This window comes from Streptomyces clavifer (assembly GCF_036345975.1).
Lineage (GTDB): Bacteria > Actinomycetota > Actinomycetes > Streptomycetales > Streptomycetaceae > Streptomyces > Streptomyces clavifer.
Map to the genome: position 1 here is coordinate 1,486,451 of NZ_CP107793.1, position 18,917 is coordinate 1,505,367.

General features: G+C 72.0%; 17 protein-coding genes. 9 read left to right on the forward strand and 8 right to left on the reverse strand.

What is annotated here, in order from left to right:
- Positions 1-3 precede the first annotated feature (3 nt).
- Complete coding sequence (locus OG927_RS06240; protein ID WP_056786379.1) at positions 4-1,659, reverse strand: FAD-binding dehydrogenase; 1,656 nt, start codon at positions 1,657-1,659, stop codon at positions 4-6.
- Positions 1,660-1,819: 160 nt separating this feature from the next.
- Between OG927_RS06240 and OG927_RS06245 the strand changes: the two genes are divergently transcribed.
- Genes OG927_RS06245 through OG927_RS06260 form a run of 4 tightly spaced genes read left to right on the forward strand, consistent with a single transcriptional unit; the run spans position 1,820 to position 3,960 of the window.
- The gene (locus OG927_RS06245) at positions 1,820-2,740 is read left to right on the forward strand and encodes a DMT family transporter (RefSeq protein ID WP_056787454.1); all 921 of its coding nucleotides are present in this window, start codon (positions 1,820-1,822) and stop codon (positions 2,738-2,740) included.
- Positions 2,724-3,251: an NUDIX hydrolase gene (locus OG927_RS06250; RefSeq protein ID WP_056786375.1), complete on the forward strand. Its 528-nt coding sequence runs from the start codon at positions 2,724-2,726 to the stop codon at positions 3,249-3,251. The genes OG927_RS06245 and OG927_RS06250 overlap by 17 nt, the downstream gene beginning before the upstream one ends.
- Positions 3,248-3,652 carry a YidH family protein gene (locus OG927_RS06255; protein WP_056786372.1) on the forward strand — a complete coding sequence of 135 codons (405 nt, stop codon included), beginning with the start codon at positions 3,248-3,250 and terminating at the stop codon, positions 3,650-3,652. The genes OG927_RS06250 and OG927_RS06255 overlap by 4 nt, the downstream gene beginning before the upstream one ends.
- Positions 3,649-3,960 carry a DUF202 domain-containing protein gene (locus tag OG927_RS06260; protein WP_056786369.1) on the forward strand — a complete coding sequence of 104 codons (312 nt, stop codon included), beginning with the start codon at positions 3,649-3,651 and terminating at the stop codon, positions 3,958-3,960. Before OG927_RS06255 ends, OG927_RS06260 begins: the two co-directional genes overlap by 4 nt.
- A 28-nt stretch (positions 3,961-3,988) precedes the next feature.
- Here OG927_RS06260 and OG927_RS06265 read toward each other — a convergent pair whose 3' ends face one another.
- Both OG927_RS06265 and OG927_RS06270 read right to left on the reverse strand, forming a co-directional pair.
- Complete coding sequence (locus OG927_RS06265) at positions 3,989-4,924, reverse strand: NADP-dependent oxidoreductase (protein WP_056786366.1); 936 nt, start codon at positions 4,922-4,924, stop codon at positions 3,989-3,991.
- A gap of 182 nt (positions 4,925-5,106) precedes the next feature.
- Entirely contained in the window at positions 5,107-6,396 is a 1,290-nt protein-coding gene (locus tag OG927_RS06270; RefSeq protein WP_124282860.1) for a glucarate dehydratase family protein, read from the reverse strand.
- 141 nt (positions 6,397-6,537) lie between these two features.
- Here OG927_RS06270 and OG927_RS06275 point away from each other — a divergent pair, with 141 nt between their 5' ends.
- Together OG927_RS06275 and OG927_RS06280 are read left to right on the forward strand one after the other, a co-directional pair.
- Positions 6,538-7,560 carry a phosphotransferase family protein gene (locus OG927_RS06275; RefSeq protein ID WP_330319823.1) on the forward strand — a complete coding sequence of 341 codons (1,023 nt, stop codon included), beginning with the start codon at positions 6,538-6,540 and terminating at the stop codon, positions 7,558-7,560.
- A gap of 7 nt (positions 7,561-7,567) precedes the next feature.
- A complete protein-coding gene (locus tag OG927_RS06280) occupies positions 7,568-8,782 on the forward strand; it encodes an acyl-CoA dehydrogenase family protein (RefSeq protein ID WP_330319824.1) in 1,215 nt (404 codons plus the stop codon).
- Between the two features lie 39 nt (positions 8,783-8,821).
- On the opposite strand, the gene OG927_RS06285 is transcribed toward OG927_RS06280, so the two are convergent.
- Positions 8,822-10,129 carry a M28 family metallopeptidase gene (locus OG927_RS06285; protein ID WP_330319825.1) on the reverse strand — a complete coding sequence of 436 codons (1,308 nt, stop codon included), beginning with the start codon at positions 10,127-10,129 and terminating at the stop codon, positions 8,822-8,824.
- Positions 10,130-10,459: 330 nt separating this feature from the next.
- On the opposite strand from OG927_RS06285, the gene OG927_RS06290 reads away from it, so the two are divergent.
- Together OG927_RS06290 and OG927_RS06295 are read left to right on the forward strand one after the other, a co-directional pair.
- Positions 10,460-10,741, forward strand: a complete 282-nt coding sequence (locus tag OG927_RS06290; RefSeq protein ID WP_330319826.1) for a hypothetical protein — start codon at positions 10,460-10,462, stop codon at positions 10,739-10,741.
- A 49-nt stretch (positions 10,742-10,790) separates the two neighbouring features.
- The gene (locus OG927_RS06295; protein WP_157862872.1) at positions 10,791-11,264 is read left to right on the forward strand and encodes a hypothetical protein; all 474 of its coding nucleotides are present in this window, start codon (positions 10,791-10,793) and stop codon (positions 11,262-11,264) included.
- A gap of 22 nt (positions 11,265-11,286) precedes the next feature.
- On the opposite strand, the gene OG927_RS06300 is transcribed toward OG927_RS06295, so the two are convergent.
- The 3 genes from OG927_RS06300 to OG927_RS06310 are packed head-to-tail and all read right to left on the reverse strand — an operon-like array spanning position 11,287 to position 14,345.
- Complete coding sequence (locus tag OG927_RS06300; protein WP_056786348.1) at positions 11,287-11,880, reverse strand: TetR/AcrR family transcriptional regulator; 594 nt, start codon at positions 11,878-11,880, stop codon at positions 11,287-11,289.
- Positions 11,881-11,916: 36 nt separating this feature from the next.
- Positions 11,917-13,584: an AMP-binding protein gene (locus tag OG927_RS06305; RefSeq protein WP_330319827.1), complete on the reverse strand. Its 1,668-nt coding sequence runs from the start codon at positions 13,582-13,584 to the stop codon at positions 11,917-11,919.
- Complete coding sequence (locus OG927_RS06310; protein WP_056786345.1) at positions 13,581-14,345, reverse strand: SDR family oxidoreductase; 765 nt, start codon at positions 14,343-14,345, stop codon at positions 13,581-13,583. The genes OG927_RS06305 and OG927_RS06310 overlap by 4 nt, the downstream gene beginning before the upstream one ends.
- Positions 14,346-14,517: 172 nt before the next feature.
- On the opposite strand from OG927_RS06310, the gene OG927_RS06315 reads away from it, so the two are divergent.
- Positions 14,518-15,786 (forward strand): exo-beta-N-acetylmuramidase NamZ family protein, encoded by a 1,269-nt coding sequence (locus tag OG927_RS06315; protein WP_056786343.1) that lies wholly within the window; start codon positions 14,518-14,520, stop codon positions 15,784-15,786.
- A 266-nt stretch (positions 15,787-16,052) separates the two neighbouring features.
- On the opposite strand, the gene OG927_RS06320 is transcribed toward OG927_RS06315, so the two are convergent.
- Positions 16,053-18,881 carry a penicillin acylase family protein gene (locus tag OG927_RS06320; RefSeq protein WP_209470822.1) on the reverse strand — a complete coding sequence of 943 codons (2,829 nt, stop codon included), beginning with the start codon at positions 18,879-18,881 and terminating at the stop codon, positions 16,053-16,055.
- Positions 18,882-18,917 lie beyond the last annotated feature (36 nt).

Consider the following 18,917-nt stretch of genomic DNA (forward strand, 5'->3'; position numbering starts at 1 on the left):
CGGTCAGCCGGTGGCCTCGGCCGCCGCGCGGCCGGCGGCGCGGCCGGAGAAGATGCAGCCACCGAGGAACGTGCCCTCCAGCGAGCGGTAGCCGTGGACGCCGCCCCCTCCGAATCCGGCCGCCTCCCCCGCCGCGTACACCCCGGGCAGCACGGTGCCGTCCTCCGTCAGGACGCGGGAGGACAGGTCCGTCTCCAGTCCGCCGAGGGACTTGCGGGTCAGGATGTTGAGGCGCACGGCGATCAGCGGACCCGCCGCCGGGTCGAGGATGCGGTGCGGCCGGGCCGTGCGGATCAGCCGGTCGCCGAGGTAGGCGCGTGCACCGTTGATCGCCGTGATCTGGAGGTCCTTGGTGAAGGGGTTGGCGACCTCGCGGTCGCGTGCGGTGATCTCGCGGCGCAGGTCGTCCTCGTCGATCAGCGGTTCGTCGGTCAGCGCGTTCATCCCGCGGACCAGCGCGCCGAGGTCCTTCTCGACGACGAAGTCCACGCCCTTGTCCATGAACGCCCGCACCGGTGCGGGGACGTCGGCGCGCGCCCTGCCGATCACGTCACGGACCGACTTCCCGGTCAGGTCCGGGTTCTGCTCGGACCCGGAGAGCGCGAACTCCTTGCCGATGATCTTCTGGTCCAGCACGAACCAGGTGTAGCCGTAGCCGGACCTCATGATGTGTTCGAGGGTGCCCAGCGTGTCGAAGCCGGGGAAGAGCGGGACCGGGAGCCGCTTGCCGCGGGCGTCGAGCCAGAGGGAGGACGGGCCGGGGAGGATCCGGATCCCGTGCTTCGCCCAGATCGGGTTCCAGTTCTCGATGCCCTCGGTGTAGTGCCACATCCGGTCACGGTTGATGTGGTGGGCGCCCGCGTCCTCGGCTATGCCGAGCATCAGCCCGTCGACGTGGGCCGGGACGCCGGAGAGCATCTTCTCGGGCGGGGTGCCGAGCCGCTCCGGCCACTGGGCGCGAACGAGGTCGTGGTTGCCGCCGATGCCGCCGGAGGTGACGATCACGGCCTGTGCCGTGAGCTCGAAGGCGCCGGTGGCCTCGCGGCCGCTCGCCGTGCCCCGCTCGGCGCCGCTCGCTTCGAGTACCTCACCGGTGACCGTGTCGACGGTCCCGGCCGAGCGGCCGAGGCCGGTCACCCGGTGGCGGAAGCGCAGCTGGACGAGCCCCTTCGCGACGCCCTCGCGCACCCGTCGCTCGAAGGGGGCGACGACACCGGGGCCGGTGCCCCAGGTGATGTGGAAGCGGGGGACGGAGTTCCCGTGGCCGTTGGCGTCGTAGCCGCCGCGTTCGGCCCAGCCGACGACGGGGAAGAGCCGCAGCCCCTGGGCGTGCAGCCAGGAGCGCTTCTCACCGGCCGCGAAGTCGACGTACGCCTCGGCCCACTTGCGGGGCCAGTGGTCCTCCTCGCGGTCGAAGCCCGCCGTGCCGTACCAGTCCTGGAGGGCCAGCTCCCGGCTGTCCTTGATCCGCAGCCTGCGCTGCTCGGGCGAGTCGACGAGGAAGAGGCCGCCGAAGGACCAGTGCGCCTGACCGCCGATGGACTGCTCGGGTTCCTGGTCGAGCAGGATCACCGTGCGGCCCGCGTCGACGAGCTCGGCGGTGGCCACCAGTCCCGCGAGCCCCGCCCCGATCACGATCACGTCAGCGTCGTACGCCATGGGTTCCATCCTTCGGGGCGGTGCGGGGCGGGTACGGGGTATGCGCGGTACTGCGAAGTTACTTGTGCGTCAGATCTTCGGTACGGGCCGCTCCCACGTCAACCGCCCTGCCGGTGGCGCCCTCACGGCTCCCGTACCGATGCGGGGCTATCGTCGGACCGTGTCCGTGCTGGTTGTCCTGCTCGCCGTGGGTGCCGCCTGCTGTCTGGGCCTCGGCTTCGTCCTCCAGCAGGACGCTGCCCGGCGCGCGCCCCTGCGCGACTTCCTCTCGCCCCGGCTGCTGCTGGACCTGATGCGGGTGCCGAGCTGGCTGGCCGGTATCGGCCTGATGGTCTGCGGCATGGTGCTGGGGGCGCTGGCGCTCGGCAACGGCGAGCTGTCCGTCGTCGAGCCGCTGCTGGCGACCAATCTGGTCTTCGCGCTGGCCCTCTCGCGCCGTCTCACCGGCCAGCGGCTGGGCCGGCAGGGATGGGGCGGGCTGTGGCTGCTGGCGGGCGGGGTCACCGCGTTCCTGCTGGCCGGGCAGCCGCAGGGCGGCCGGGCCGACACCGACCCGCTGCGGCACTGGCTGGTGGTCGGCACGGTGGCGGGGCTCGCGCTGCTGCTCACCGCCTTCGCCAGGCATCCCCGGACCCGGGGGACGCCCGTGCTGCTGGGGCTCGCCGCCGGACTGCTGTACGGACTGCAGGACGCCCTGACCAGGGTCAGCGGGGAGAAGCTGACGGAGGGCGGCTGGCCGGCCCTGATGGCGGGCTGGCAGCCGTACGCGGTCGTCGTCCTCGGGGTGACCGGGCTGATCCTGGTCCAGAGCGCGTTCGAGGCGGGGCCGCTGCGGGCCTCCCTGCCCGCGCTGACCGCCGCGCAGCCACTCGCCGGGATCGTCTGCGGGATCGGTTTCCTCGGCGACCGGGTGCGTACGGACACGGGTGCCCTGGCGTGGGAGGCGGCCGGACTCGCGGCGATCGTGGCGGGGATCGTGCTGCTCGGGCTGCATCCGGCGATGCCGGAGGGCAGGGAGCGGCACGGGTCAACGGCTGTCGGTGGCGTGGGGTTGGATGGGCCGCATGACTCCGGCAGATGAAATCCTGGACATCGTCGACGAGAACGACGAGGTCGTCGGGCAGGCGACGCGCGGCGAGGCGACCGCGCGCGGACTGCGGCACCGGTGCGTCTTCATCGAGGCCAGAGACGCCGGGGGCAGGATCTTCGTGCACCGCAGGACCGCCGACAAGCTGGTCTTCCCCTCGCACTACGACATGTTCGTGGGCGGGGTGGTCGGCGCGGGCGAGTCCTACGACGACGCGGCCCTGCGGGAGGCCGAGGAGGAGCTCGGGGTATCGGGTCTCCCCCGCCCCGAACCGCTGTTCACGTTCCTCTACACGAGCGCCGAGCACAGCTGGTGGTCGTACGTCTACCGGGTGCGGTGCGAGCTGCCGGTGCGCCCGCAGGCCGAGGAGATCGCCTGGCACACCTTCCTGACCGATGCGGAACTGGAGCGCCGGCTCGGCGACTGGACGTGGGTGCCGGACGGGCTGGAGACGTACCACCGGCTGCGGGCGATGCGGGCCGGGGAAACCGGGTCGGCCACGTGAGCCGCGGCGGCGACTTCGCGCGGGGCGTGCGGCTGTGGCTCGCGCCCCAGCGGATCCGGGCGGAGGGCGACACCCCGGACTACCGCTTCTCGCTCGCGAACGAGCGCACCTTCCTGGCCTGGATCCGCACGGCGCTCGCGTTGATCGGCGGCGGTTTCGCCGTCGACCAGTTCCTGCCCGGGCTGGCGTGGGGCATCCGGTCCGGTCTCGCTCTCGCGCTGCTGGCGGCCGGTGTGCTCTGTGCGCTGCGGGCCGTCAACCACTGGGTGCGGTGCGAGCGGGCGATGCGCCGCGGTGAGGATCTGCCGGTGTCCCGGTTCCCCGCGCTCCTGAGCCTCGCCGTCGCCGTGGTCGCGGTGGCCATGGTGGTGGTGGTCCTGTTCGGCTGGGAGGGCCGGTGACCGCCGTGGGGCGGGATCCGGGGCTGCAGCCGGAGCGGACGCGGCTGGCCTGGCGTCGCACCACGCTGTCCTGCACGGTGGTGGCGCTGCTCGCGGGCCGGCAGGCGCTGGACAGCGGGGTGAGCGGGGCCGGGGTGATCGCCGTGGCGCTGAGCCTGCTGGCCTGGCTGGGGTTCCTCGGGGTGGCGCACCGGCGGGTGACGGGCCTGGGTACGGCGGAGCCCGTGCCGTTGTCACCGCGCCGCGCCCTGACGGCCGCGGCGTGCACCGTGGCGCTCGCGGTGTTCGCCGCCGCGACGCTCTTCTGAGCCGGGCCGGGTCCCCGGCGTACCGGGGTCAGTCCTCCCAGGCCACGGTGACGACGATCTTGCCGCGGGTGCGCCCCTGCTCGTTGAGCCGGTAGGCGTCCGCCGCCTGCTCCAGAGTGAAGACCTGGTCGACGTGGACGGAGATGATCCCCTGCTCGGCCAGTTCCGCCAGCTGGGCGAGGTCCTGGGCGTCGGGACGCACGAAGGCGTAGCGGCCGCCGTAGGAGAAGACCTCGGCGTCCGCGATGGAGGCGAGCCGGCCGTCGGGGGCGAGGGTCTCGGCGGAGACCCGCAGGGCCTCCCCGCCGACGGTGTCGAAGGCGGCGTCGATGCCCCCGGGTGCCAGGGTCCGCAGCCGGTCGGCGAGCTCGTCGCCGTACTCCACCGGTTCGCCGCCGAGCTGCCGGACGTACTCGTGGTTGTGGGCGCCGGCCGTGCCGATGACCCGGCAGCCGGCGTGCCGGGCGAGCTGGACGGCGAGCGAGCCGACCCCGCCGGCGGCCGCGTGGACGAGGACGGTCTCACCGTCCCGGACCTTCAGGGTGCGGTGCAGCACCTGGTGGGCGGTGAGACCGCACAACGGCAGGCCCGCGGCCTCCTCGAAGCTCAGGCTCAGGGGTTTGCGGGCGAGGGTGCGCACGGGGGCGGCGACGTACTCGGCGAACGTGCCGCGTGAGAGGAAGTCCTCGCGCACATAGCCGATGACCTCGTCGCCCACCTCGAACTCGTCGACGGCGGCCCCGGGTTGCACCACGACACCGGAGACGTCCCAGCCGGGGATGACGGGGAAGACCGCTTCGAGGCCCGCCTGGAGGTACCCCTCGCGGGCCTTCCAGTCGACGGGGTTGACGGCGGCGGCCCGCACCTTCACCAGCACCGAGTCGGGGCCGACCTTGGGGTCCGGCCGCTCGCCGTACTCCAGGACGTCGGCCGAGCCGTACCTGCTGTAGCTGATCGCCTTCATCCTCCGACGATCGGCGCAGGCCGGGGTCACCGCAACTCAGGCCGTGACGGTGCGGGGCGGCGGCGGGGTTGCCGGGGAAGTCCCGGGGAGGCCCGGCCCGGGCGTCCCGCCGGCGGTCGGGAGCACACGCGGGACGGACCCCGCGCGAGTCCCGTACGGGCCTCGCCCCCCGCCCGCGGGCCTCACCAGCGCGGAATCGGCGGGGTCACCCACTCCGGGTCGGCCTTGCGCATCGCCGCCGCGTCGTCGCGCGCCCGCATGGTGCCGTCGTCGTCGAGCCAGCGCCGGTGCAGTGCGGCCAGCCGGTCGCGGTCCAGCTCGACGCCCAGTCCGGGCGCGTCGGAGACGGCCAGGCGTCCGTCCCGGAAGGTGTGGCGGGTGGTGATGACGTCCTCGGTCTGCCACGGGTAGTGGCTGTCGCAGGCGTAGTCGAGATTGGGCACGGTGGCGGCGACGTGCGTCATGGCGGCGAGACTGATGCCGAGGTGGGTGTTGGAGTGCATGGAGAGTCCGACGCCGAACGTGCGGCAGATCGCGGCCAGTTCGCGGGTCCGGTGCAGTCCGCCCCAGTAGTGGTGGTCGGACAGGAGGACCTGGACGGCGTCACGGGCGAAGGCCTCGGGGAGTTCCGCGAGGGTGGTGACGCACATGTTCGTGGCGAGCGGGAGGCCGGTCCCCGCGGAGACCTCCGCCATCGCCGCCGTACCGCTCGCCGGGTCCTCCAGGTATTCGAGTACGCCCTCGAGCTGGTCGGCGACGTACAGCGAGGTCTCCACGGACCAGGCCCCGTTCGGGTCCAGACGCAGCGGCTGCCCGGGGAAGGCCTCGGCCAGCGCGCGGACGGCGGCGATCTCCGCGTCGGGTTCGAAGACCCCGCCCTTGAGCTTGAAGGAGGTGAATCCGTGGTCGCGGGCGAAGCGCCGGGCCTGCGCGACGACTCCGTCGGGGTCGAGCGCGGCGCCCCAGTCGTCGCGTTCGCCGCCCTCGGGGTGTGCCGCCCAGCGGTAGAAGAGGTACCCGCTGTACTCGACGCTGTCGCGGACCTTGCCGCCGAGCAGGGCGTGCACGGGCAGTCCGAGGGTCTTGCCGAGGGCGTCCAGGCACGCGACCTCGAAGCCGGAGACGACGGACAGCCGCAGCTTGTCGGCGGTCTGCACGCCGCGCAGCCCGCCCGCGTCGACCCGCTCGTCGGCGGCGCGTGAGTCGCCGCACACCTCGTCGGCGAGGGCGAAGAGGCCGTTCAGATCACTGACCGACCGGCCGGGGAGGGCACGGGAGAGGGGTTCGGCCAGGTCGAGGTAGGTGCCGTCGCCGTAGGTTTCGCCGATTCCGGTCACACCGCCGCGGGTGACGACTTCCACGATGAGCCGCGGGGTGTACGGCTGGTGGACGCCCTGGGTGTTCAGCAGCGGCGGATCGGCGATGAGGATCGGGGTCAGCCGGACGTCGTCGATCAACAATGCTGTATCCATACATGAACTCTATTCACCCATGCGACTGAGCACCAGACTCCGCACCGAGTTCCCCTCCCGGATTCCGGGACGGCACTGGACGACATACCGACTGGTCGGCATCATGGTCCCGACCGTCCACACGCCCCGGAGGTGCGCACCATGAGCCCAGTCCACCCGCCAGGTCTCGACCTCGACCTGCTGCGCGGATATCTCGACCGCGAGCGGCCGGGGCTGGTGAACGGACCGCTCGAGGCCCGGCTCATCGAGGGCGGACGCTCGAACCTCACCTACGTCGTCTCCGACGGCAGTGGACAGTGGGTCGTCCGCAGACCGCCGTTGGGCCACGTACTGGCCACCGCGCACGACATGAAGCGCGAGCACCGGGTGATCAGCGCACTGCACCCGACGGCGGTGCCGGTGCCCGAGCCGGTGCTGCTCTGCGAGGACGACACGGTCATCGGCGCGTCGTTCTACGTCATGGAGTACGTCGAGGGCACTCCGTACCGTACGGCCGAGCAGCTCGCCCCGCTCGGCGCCGAGCGCACCCGCGCCGCCGTACTGGGGCTCGTCGACACCCTGGTCGACCTGCACGCGGTGAACCCGGCGGCCGTCGGCCTCGGCGACTTCGGGCGCCCGGAGGGGTTCCTGGACCGCCAGCTGCGGCGCTGGGGCAAGCAGCTGGACGCCTCCCGCAACCGTGAGCTGCCCGGCATCGACGAGCTGCACGCCGCGCTGGGCAGGGAGCTCCCCGACTCCCCCGCGCCCACCGTCGTGCACGGGGACTACCGCCTGGACAACGTGCTGCTCGGCCGGGACGACAGGATCAGGGCCGTCCTGGACTGGGAGATGTCCACGCTCGGCGATCCGCTGACCGACCTCGGGCTGCTCGTGATGTACAGCTCCGACCTGGACCTCCCGGCGTCCCCGGTGTCCACCACCAGCGGGGCCGCCGGCCACCCCACCCCCGCCGAGCTGATCGAGCGCTACGCCGCCCGTTCCGGCCGCGACACCTCCGCCATCGCCTGGTACACGGCCTTCGCGTGGTTCAAGCTCGCCGTGATCCTCGAGGGCATCCACTACCGCTACACCCTGGGCCGGACGGTCGGCGCCGGCTTCGACCGCATCGGCGACCTGGTCCCCGTCTTCATCTCGCACGGCCTCACCACCCTCCAGGAAGGCTGATCACCCCATGGACTTCGCATTCGACGCCCGTACCGAGGAGCTGCGCACCCGGCTGCTCGCGTTCATGGACGAGCACGTCTACCCGGCCGAGGAGGTCGCCGAGGAGCAGCGGGCCGGGCTCGCCTCGCCGTGGGACACCCCGCGGGTCGTGGAGGACCTCAAGGCGGAGGCCCGCAGGCAGGGCCTGTGGAACCTCTTCCTCCCGGACGCGGAGTACGGCGCCGGGCTGACGAACCTCCAGTACGCCCCGCTGGCCGAGATCACCGGCCGCAGCCCGCACCTGGCACCGACCGCGCTGAACTGCGCGGCGCCGGACACCGGGAACATGGAGGTGCTCTCCCAGTTCGGCTCGGACGCGCACAGGAAGCAGTGGCTGGAGCCGCTGCTGGCCGGGGAGATCCGCTCGGCGTTCGCGATGACGGAGCCCGACGTGGCCTCGTCGGACGCGACGAACATCGAGACGCGGATCACGCGGGACGGCGCGGACTACGTCGTCAACGGGCGCAAGTGGTACATCTCCGGGGCGATGAACCCGGACTGCGCGGTCTTCATCGTGATGGGCAAGACGGACCCGGACGGCCAGGACATCCGCCGCCAGCAGTCCATGATCCTGGTCCCGCGTGACACCCCCGGCCTGGAGGTGCGCCGTGCGATGCGGGTGTACGGCTACGAGGACCACTCGCACGGCGGCCACGCCGAGGTCGTGTTCACCGACGTACGCGTGTCCGCGGCGAACCTGATCGGCGAGGAGGGCGGCGGATTCGCCATCGCGCAGGCGCGGCTGGGCCCGGGCCGCATCCACCACTGCATGCGGCTGATCGGTATGGCCGAGCGCGCGATCGAGCTGATGTGCAGGCGTGCCGTGGCCCGTACGGCCTTCGGCAAGCCGCTCGCCCAGCAGGGCGTCGTGCAGAACTGGATCGCGGACGCCCGGGTGACGGTGGAGCAGCTTCGGCTGCTGGTGCTGAAGACGGCCTGGCTGATGGACACCGTGGGCAACCGCGGGGCCCACACCGAGATCCAGGCGATCAAGATCGCCACTCCCCGCGCGGTCGTCGGCATCCTGGACCAGGCCGTGCAGCTGTACGGCGCGGGCGGGGTCGGCCAGGACACCCCGCTGGCCGAGCTGTGGGCGTCGGCACGGACCCTGCGGCTGGCGGACGGGCCGGACGAGGTCCACCAGCGGTCACTGGCACGGCGTGAGATCAAGAAGTACCTCTGAGCCCGGTACGGGGAGGCGCGGAGCGCCTCCCCGGCGGGGTCAGAAGGTGAGCTGCCAGCTGTCGATGTAGCCGGTGTCCTGTGCCGCGACGTCCCTCACCTGGAGCTTCCAGGTGCCGTTGGCCGTCTCGGCGGAGGCGTTGACCGTGTAGGTCGCGATCACGTTGTCGGCGGAGTCGCTGCTGCTCGAGTTCTTCAGCCGGTACGCGGTGCCGTCGGGGGCGAGCAGGTCGACGACGAGGTCGCCCCGGTAGGTGTGCTTGATGTCGACCGCCGCCTTGAGCGTGGCAGGGGCGTTACCGGTACGGCCGGTGACCGCGACCGACGAGGTCACCGCGGCCCCGTTGTCCGGGACGGCGACGTCGGTGGCGTTGCTGAACACCGTGCCGGTCGGCGGGGTCACCGTCCCGGCGGACAGGGTCCAGACCGCGTGGGCGACGGCGTCGCTGTTGCGGTCCAGGGCCGTGTCGTTGATGTTCGCGGTGGTGTCGCAGGACGAGTGGTAGCAGCGGTCGAAGGACTGCCCCGCGGTACCGCCCCACTTCTGGGCCTGCGCGCTCGACTTCGTGTTGCTCGCTCCGGTGAACAGGCCGCCGACGGGTACGCCCGCGCTCTTGAACGGGGCGTGGTCGGACCGGCCGTCGCCCTCGGTCTCGATCTCGGTGGGCACCGACAGGCCGGCGAAGTAGCTCTTGAAGGTCTGCTCGATGACCGGGTCGTCGTCGTAGACGAAGTAGCCGGCGTTCGGCGAGCCGATCATGTCGAAGTTGAGATATCCGGAGAGCTTGGCCCGCTCGGTGGACGCGAGGTTGTTGACGTAGTACTTCGAGCCGACGAGCCCCAGCTCCTCGGCGCCCCACCAGGCGAAGCGCAGGTGCTTGTCCGGAGCGAGCTGGGCACGGGAGACCGCGAGGGCCGTCTCGAGCACGGCGGCGGATCCGGAGCCGTTGTCGTTGATACCGGCGCCGGAGGTCACCGAGTCGAGGTGGGAACCGGCCATCAGGACCTGGTTCGGGTCACCGCCCGGCCAGTCGGCTATCAGGTTGTAGCCGGTGGCTCCGCCGGAGGTGAACTGCTGGAGGGTGGTGGTGTATCCGGCCGCGTCCAGCTTGGCCCTGACGTAGTCGACGGAGGCCTTGTAGCCGGTCCGGCCGTGTGCCCGGTTGCCGCCGTTGGCGGTGGCTATCGACTGGAGCTGGGTGAGGTGTGCCTTGACGTTGGCAAGAGGGATGTCGGGGGCTGCGGCAGCCCGTGCCGGCGCCGCCTGGACGGCGGGGGCGGCGGTCGCCAGCAGCGCCGCGACGGCGACCGCGGCGGCGGACAGGGATCTGAGGCGTGCAGGTCTCATCGGTGGCTCCGGATTCCGTTCGGGGACTGACGGAACGTGCGGGGGTCCCGGGACCGTGGACGGCCCTGGGCCTGGAGCGGTGGGGCTGGAAGTGCGCCCCCGATGCTCGGGTAGGTGACCGAGCACCGTCAAGAGTGGAATCCGGACAGGCGCGTTCGCTCACCGGACGTCGGGGGAGGGCGAGGACACGGGTCCGCGGAGCCGCGCCGGCCCGTCGGAGGAGGCGGTCAGGACCCCCGGACCACCGTGCTCCGTGGGACGAGCGCCGCGCGTGCCGGAGCGCACGGTGGCAGGCCTCGCACGGATACCGGTGCCCCCCTGACCTCGTACGTGGTCGATTTCGAGCTGGCGGGCAACCCCGCGTGGGCGCCCGCACTGAAGACGGGCGAGCTCGGAGTCGCCGGTGTCCCCGTGACGACGTTCGCGTTCGACATCACCGGCCACGGCTTCCGCGACATGGGCTGCACCCGGCAGACCGCCGTAATCACCAACCTGCTGAAGACCTCCGTCACCCTCACCTTCGCCGGCACCACCCCCGGCGTCGGAGGCCCGGTCATCGACGACGTCCGGATCCGGAGCTGCCTGCTGGTGCTCTGCCCGCCCGTCTCCTGACGCCGGCTGCGCCGGGGGCGTGTCAGTGCCCTCCCATAGCCTCGGGGGCATGGGAAATGCTGGTGGATCACTGACGGTCCGTTCCACGGCCGACCTTCGCGGCCCCGTGGAGAGGGCCGGCTTCACGGATGCGGAGGACGCCGGGTCCCCGGCGGACGGCTGGCAGGTGCTCGAGGTCGCGGAGTCGGAGGAGCGCGGCGTCGCGGACCTCGTACGGAGCACCGGCGCGCCGGTCCTCCTGGTCACCTACCTGGACAGCGACGTCGGCTTCGTGGAGGCCGCCGCTCCCGGAGGCGGGGCCTGGGAGGCCCTGCTCAACCGCGCCGTGGCCGAGGACTACGACATACCCCTGGACCAGTTCCCGGTCGAGCACGCCGTGGGGGCCGCGGCGGCCTGGGCGCTCGCGGCAGGGCTGACTCCCGACGAGGATCTCGTCCGCCGGGCCCTCACCGGCTCGGCGGTCTTCGCGGAGGAGCTCGCCTCGCTGCTGCTCGCAGCTCTGGGTGTGCGGGAGGGGAGCTGACCGACGCCGCCCGGGCAGACCGTCAGGGGCGCAGGGCCCTCAGCAGCAGGTCCGCCAGGTGGTCCGCGACCTCCTGCTGGGTGAGCGGGCCGTCCGGCCGGTACCACGTGGACAGGTGGTGGACCGAGCCGAAGTGGTAGTCGACGACCAGGTCGGCGGGGGTCGCCGAGGAGAACACCCCGGCTCGTTGGCCCTCCTCGACCAGGGCCCGGAAGCGCTCGTGGTAGCGGCGCCGCTCCATCCGCACCTGCTTGTTCTTCTCCGGGCTCAGGTGGTGCATCGAGCGGAAGAAGATGGAGGCGTCGTCGAGGTTCTCGATGGTCGTGACGACGACGTCCGCCGCCGCTTCCCTCAGCCGCTCCTCGATCGGGGCGTCGGCGTTCGCGTAGGCGTCGAGCCGCTCCTGCTGGAGCCGCAGCACCCTGGCGTAGACCTCCTGGAGGAGGTCCTCCTTGGAGCCGAAGTAGTGGTAGAGCGCCCCCTTGGTGACACCTGCCGCCTCGACGATCTCCTGCACCGAGGTGCGGTCGTAGCCGCGCTCGGCGAAGAGCCGGGTGGCGGCGGCCAGCAGCCGTTGAGGGACGGGCGTGCCGTCCCCGTCCGTCGCCTTGGCCATTGCCGCCACCCGCCCTTTCGTCTGTATCCGGAGTCCCTAACGGGGGGAACGCAGTTCCCGCCTGAGGATCTTCCCACTTGCCGTCTTCGGGAGTTCCTTCAGGATCTCCACCTCGCGCGGGTACTTGTACGCGGCGAGCCGCTCCTCGCAGTACGCGCTCAGCTCCCCGGGGTCCGCCTCGGCCCCGGGGCGCAGGCTGACGTAGGCCCGTACGGTCTCTCCGCGGTAGGAGTCGGGGACGCCCACGACGGCTGCCTCGCGGACCGCCGGGTGGGTGTAGAGGACGTCCTCCACCTCCCGGGGCCAGACCTTGAAGCCGGAGGCGTTGATCATGTCCTTCTTGCGGTCGACGACGTAGAGCCAGCCGGCCGCGTCCATGAAGCCGATGTCGCCCGTGCGCAGCTCACCGCCGGGGAAGGCCGCCTCGGTGGCCTCGGGGAGGTTCCAGTAGCCGGAGACGACCTGGGGTCCCCGCACGGCGATCTCGCCCTGTTCGCCGAAGGGCACGTCGTCGCCCTTCTCGTCGATGATCCGGACGACCGAGTCGGGGCCGGGCAGGCCGACGGACAGCGTCCCGGAGACCGGGTCGACGGGAGCCTCGTGCTCCGGCGGCACGGCGGCGCACGGTGCGGTGCACTCGGTGAGGCCGTAGCCGTTGCGGATGTACGGGCCGAGGCCCGCGCGGAACTTCTCGACCAGGGCGGGCGGCAGCGGCGCCCCGCCCGAGGAGATCACCTCGAAGGAGGCGAAGTGCTCGCGGGTGACGCCCGGGTGGGCGGCGAGCGCCATGAAGGCGGTCGACGGGCCGACGGTGTAGGCGGGGCGGTGCTCCGCGAAGGCCTCCAGGACCACGCTCGCCTCGAAGCGGTACACGAGGACCAGGGTGCCCGCGTTGGCGATACAGGTGGCGAGCTGGCACACCATGCCGGTGATGTGGAAGAGCGGGGCGAGCGCGAAGTAGGCCGCTCCCTCGGCGATGGGGTGGCCGGTGCGCTGCCGCTCCGCGTTGACCATGATGTTGCCGTGCGAGTTCAGGGCCCCCTTGGGGGTGCCGCTGGTCCCGGAGGTGTAGCTGATCAGTGCGACGTCCGAGGCGGTGAGCTCCCGGCCCTCCGGGGCGGCGAGACCGCGCCGGGCGACGGTCACCAGGTCGGCCTGCCGGTCTCCGGGGCCGGGGGCGGGGAGCCGCTCGAAGCCGAGCACCCGCGGGTCGTCGGTGCTCTGGAGGTCCAGCTCGCATGCGGTGACGGCGATGCTCACGCCCGGCGCCGCCTCGGCGGTGTCCCGCAGATAGGACGCCCAGGCCCGGTCGGAGCAGATCAGCGCGGTCACACCCGCGTCCTTCAGGACGTGGCCCACCTCGCCGGACTTGTACATCGGGTTGAGCGGGACGACGGTCGCACCGGCCTTCCAGGCGCCGAGCAGCGCGAGGACGAAGTGCGGGGTGTTCTGCAGCATGATCGCCACGCGGTCGCCGTGCCGCAGCCCCTCGGCGGCGAGATGCCCGGCGACGGAGTCGGAGAGCTCGTCGGTCTCGCGGTAGCTGAGGCGTCCGTCGAAGTAGGCGAGCGCGGGGTGATCCGGGGCCCGGCCGACGGCGTCGCGGAAGGCGTGCACCACGGTCTCGGCCGGATGGACGGGGCGTCGCTGGACCTCGCTGAGCAGGGCGGTCCAGGGCTTCGCCGCGTAGATCGACCGGGTCATGCGCCGGACCCCTCCCACTTCTGCTGCAGGTGGTTCATGTTGCCGAGCCAGTGGTCGGGGTCCTTGGCACGGGCCCGGTAGTAGCCGGCCACCTCGGGGTGCGGCAGGACCAGGAAGCGGTCCTGCTCCATGGCCTCGAACAGGGCGTCGGCGACGGCCTCGGGCTCGATCGCGGTGGGCGCGAGCACGAGGTCGCCCGCGGAACCGGCCGCGGTGAGCATGTCCGTACGCACGCCCTGCGGGCAGATCGTGTGGACCTTGACGCCGCGGTGCCGGTAGGTCAGCGAGAGCCACTCGGCGAAGGCGACCGCACCGTGCTTGGTCACGCTGTACGGGGCGGCGCCGATCATCGTGAGCAGTCCCGCCGCGGACGCGGTGGAGACGAACCGGCCGCTGCCGCGCTCCAGCCAGTCCGGCAGCAGTGCCTTGGCCGCGCGGACGTGCGCCATCACGTTGACGTCCCAGGCCCTGGCCCAGACGTCCTCCTCCGCGAAGGCGTCCCCGCCCGACGCGAGGCCCGCGTTGGCGCAGTAGACGTCGATCGTGCCGTCGAGCGCGTCGCGTGCGGCGTCCACGACGGTGGAGGCGTCGCCCGCCACGACGATGCCGCCGATCTCCTCCGCGAGGGCCTCGACCCGGCCGGCGTCGAGGTCGTTGACCACGACCCGGGCACCCTCCGCGGCGAAACGGCGTGCCAGAGCGGCGCCGATGCCCCCTCCCGCCCCGGTCACCACTACGCCAGCGCCTTGCACCGTACTCATCGGTCCCGCCTCTCCCAGCCGTCTTTCCCGGCAGACTAACCAGTCGGTATGTGATCCGGGAAGGGGTCCGGGGCAGGACTGGGATTCTGCCCGGTCAGGGCCGTTCCGTGCGGCCCGCACCCGCGCTAGCGTGCGTGACCATGACAGTCGGCGCGATCATGGAGGTACCGGAATGACCCTGTCCAGGCGTGGTTTGCTCGCGGCCGGCGGAGCGGTGGGGGCCTTCGCGGCCACCGCGGCCGGTACCGGAACGGCGGCGGCAGCGGGCCGGGGCCACGGCTCCGGACGCCCGGGTGTCCGGACCGGCTTCGAACGGCTGGCGGCCGACGGCTACCGGCTGCTGGCGGGTCAGAAGGTCGGCGTCGTGACCAATCCCACCGGGATCACCGCCGACGTGCGGCACCTCGTCGACGTGATGCACCCCGACGACCGGGTGAACCTGACCGCGGTCTTCGGACCCGAGCACGGTTTCCGCGGGACCGCTCAGGCGGGCGGGTCCGAGGGCCGCTACGACGACCCGGCGACCGGGCTGCCCGTCTACGACACGTACCTCAAGAGCGGGCAGCCGCTCGCCGACATCTTCACGGCGTCCGGCGTGGACACGGTCGTCTTCGACATCCAGGACGCGGGAGCCCGCTTCTACACGTACATCTGGACGCTGTACGACTGCATGGAGGCGGCGGCGCTCGCGGGCAAGCGGCTCGTGGTCCTCGACCGGCCCAATCCGGTGACCGGGCGGGCGGCGCTGGGCCCGGTGCTCGACCCGGCCTTCGCCACGTTCGTCGGGCGCAGGGAGATCGCCCAGGCGCACGGCATGACGGTCGCGGAGCTGGCACTGCTGTTCAACGCCGAGTTCCTGGCGGCGCGACCGGTGGAGCTGGACGTCGTGAAGATGTCGGGGTGGCGGCGCTCGGACTTCTTCGACACGACGGGCCTGCCGTGGGTGCCGCCGAGCCCCAACATGCCGACGCCGGAGACGGCGCTGGTCTACTCGGGGACGTGCCTGTTCGAGGGCACGAACCTGTCCGAGGGCCGGGGCACGACGCGGCCGTTCGAGCTCCTCGGCGCGGAGGGGATCGACCACCGGTGGGCGGCGGCGGCGAACGCGCTGGAGCTGCCCGGGGTGGCCTTCCGCGAGGCGTACTTCGCGCCGACGTTCTCCAAGTTCCAGGGGAGGACGGTGGGCGGGGTGCAGGTGCACGTCCAGGACCGGGAGGCCTTCGACCCGGTGCGCACCGGCATCGCGCTGCTGGTGACGGCGAAACGGACCTGGAGCGGGTTCGCGTGGCGTTCGGACAATTGGATCGACAAGCTCACGGGCAACACGCGGGTCCGCACGATGATCGACGCGGGCGCCGACACGGATGAGGTGGTGGGGGCCTGGGGGGCGGATCTGGCGGCCTTCCGGTCGGTACGGAAGTCGCACCTGCTGTACCGGTGAGTGCCGGGGCGGCCGTCGGCCGGTTCCTCGTCCCTGCCGGACGGGCCGGGGCCCCGCACAGGGTGCGCCGCCCCCGGCGCACCGCTCCGTCCTCGGGCGCCGGACGGACCGGGTGCCGGGCGGGCCCTGACGGACCGCCGGAGTCCGCTGCCCCGTGCGCACGGGGCAGCGGACTCCGGCGTACTGCGCTGTCCTCGAAAGCCGGACGGGCTGTTCCGGTCTGCCGGACGGGCCGGGAGGGCCCGTCCGGCGGTCGGGGACGGGAGTCAGCGGTGGGAGGGGAATTCCACGACCTGCTGGTACGTCGGCCGGTTCTGCCAGTGGATCGTCTTGTGCGTGATCCCGCCGAGCGCGCGGTGGATGATGGCGTCGCTGCACCACTGCTCCCCCGCCTTGCAGCTGTCGTCACCCGGGTACACCGTGGTCGCGGGCACCGCGGCCGCCTGCTTCAGCGTGCTGAGCAGCGCCTCGCGGCACGCGCTCAGGTCGCCGTTGCCGCAGTACGTCTTCGCCAGCGGCCCCTTGACGGTCTGCCCGAGGACCTGGCGCAGGTCCTTGTCGGCGAAGCCCCACCAGCCGTACTGGAACGCCGAGCCGCTGTGCGCCCCGCTCGGTCCGTGGCTCGCCGCCGGTGACTCGTCGGTGGCAAGGTTCCCGGTCAGGGCGGTGAAGAGGCCGTCGCCCAGGCCCGGACGGAATTCCGCCTCGATCAGTTTCGGCCACCAGGCGTCCATGATGCGTACCGCGTCCGCATGCGTGTACGTGTGCGATCCGGAGCTGGTCTCCTTGCGCTGCGCGCCGGAGGCCCGCCACGAGTCCAGCTGCTGCACCACGGTGTTGAGCGCCGGATCGGTGACCGGCTGGGAGCGCAGCACCTTCAGCAGCTCGGGCAGCAATTGTTCGCCGCGCAGGTCGGTGAGTGCCGCCTCCGCCATGGCGCGGGTGAGGGAGGCGCGGGTCACTCCGCCGTTCGCGACGAGTGCCGCAACCCGGTCGTCGAGCAGGTCGCCGCGGTGGACGGAGCCGAAGCCGAAGGCGGCGGTGGCGTAGTCCTTGGCCTGACGGTTGTTCCAGGAGATGTAGTAGTCCTGGCCGCTGGAGTGCGGGTGCTCCGCGAACGGTGTGTACGTGGCGGTGTTGGCGGCCGGGTCGTAGCCCTTCCACTCGTACGCCTTCTCGGCCTTGACCGGCAGCGCCGGGTCGACTCCGGCGGCGCGCACCGGGTTCATGCCGCTGTTGTAGAAGGCCGCGGTGCGGGAGTCGGCGTAGAACCAGTTGAAGGCGTAGTCGATGTGGCCGGCCGCCTGCTGGAAGGAGGCCGCGTCCGTGACGAGGGCCGGGTCGTTGAGCATCTGGAAGCCGATGATCGAGTCGGCCTCGTGCCGGTAGGTGGTGCGCAGCGAGGTGTACGCGACGGGCTTGCCGCCCACCGTGGCGCGGTGGGTGACGATGCCGTAGTCCGTGCGCCACACCTGCATCCGATAGGAGCCCTTGGCGGTGGAGTCGGCGACGGTGGGCTTCCAGGAGTTGGTGCGCTCCATCTTCTCCATGGGCGTGCAGACACCGTCGTTGCGGTAGTGCGTGGAGCTCTTGGAGGGCGCGGAACCGTTGGCTTCACAGAGCTCGACGGCGTACGTGTCGGTGATGTCCTGGCCCGCCGAGGTGGCGCTCCAGGCGTAGTCCTGGCCGCGGCCCATCTGGATGTACATGCCGACACCCGCGAAGGAGACGCCGCGGGCGCTGATGCCGGGCCCCTGGAGCTCCTGGAGCATCATCAGCTGCGGGGCGAAGTAGCCGGTCTGGGGACCCATGACGGCGATGGGGTTGCCGCTCGCGGTGTGTTTGCCCGACACCAGGAGGGCGTTGGACATGCCCCGCTTCTGGGCGCCGTCGCCGGTTCCGGGCAGGGATCCCCCCGGGACGACTCCGTCGTCGTACATGCCCTGCAGCGGCTCGAGCGCGGCCGGCGCCTTCACGGGGGTCTTCGCGTTGGTGCCCGCCGAGCCGGTGCGGTCGTATATCAGCGGTTCGGGGGTGACCGAGCCCGCGTCGGGGAGGGCGGTGCCGCGGGCCTGGTCGGGCTTGCCCGCGTAGGGGAACGAGGTGCCGTCGTGGACGGTGAGGACGGCTTCCGGGTCGTTGCGCTGGCGGAAGGACTCCCAGACCCTGGTGCCCTCCTCGACACCGTACTTCTGCTGGGCGGCGAGCAGGGAGAGCGCGGCCTGCACCTCGCCGCCGCCTCCCCCGCCGAACTGTCCGCCGACGACCGAGGCGATCGAGATCAGGTCGGTCAGCTTGAACGGCTGGATCTCGCCCACGTTGGTGATGGAGTCGATCTTCCCGGTGAGGACGTACTCCCCGGGGAAGTAGCGGCCGTTCTTGGACTTCTCCCGGTAGGAGTTGATGCCGTCGACGTAGGCCTGCGCATCGGCCATCGCCTGCTCACCGCGCGGGCCCTCGGACGTCCGGATGAAGGCGACCTGGGCCTCCAGGTCCGCCTCGGTGTACGGGGCCTGCGGCCAGAACTGCTGTTCCAGCCCCTGGTTGGCGAGCGCCCCTCCGGCGAACGAGGTCAGCTGGCCGCGTCCGATGTGCCGGAAGAGGTCCATCAGCCAGAGCCGGTCCTGCCCCGCCGCGTACCCGGCGCCGAATTCGGTGCCGTAGCGGGTGGTGCCCTTGATGTGGGGAACGCCGCTCTTCTTGTCGCGGGTGATGGTCACGTCCGAGCGCGGCGAGGTGACGGACTCGACCTGGTCGGCGGCGACCCCGAACGAGGCGTCGTTGAAGAAGTCGGTCAGCTTCTGGTCGGTGAGGCCCGTGTGACCGGCCACCAGGCCGTTGTAGCGGTCGAGCTGGTCGTCGCTGTGGGCGGGGTGGGTGCCGAAGGCCTTGTTGCCGAGGATCTCGACGAGGGTGGCGTTGCCGTTCTCGCCGGGCGGCAGGATGTCCGCGCACCGGCCCTGGCAGTGGTCGGTGACGGCGACGGGTTCCGGCTGCGCCGCCCCGGCCGGGGGCGCCGAGGCGAGAAGGGACGTACCGAGAGCGAGGACGGCCGCGACTGTGGCGGCTCTGAGCGTGTGGGTGCGAGGGGGCATGCGTGCTCCTCCGGGTGGCCGATGCGCCGGAGGTTA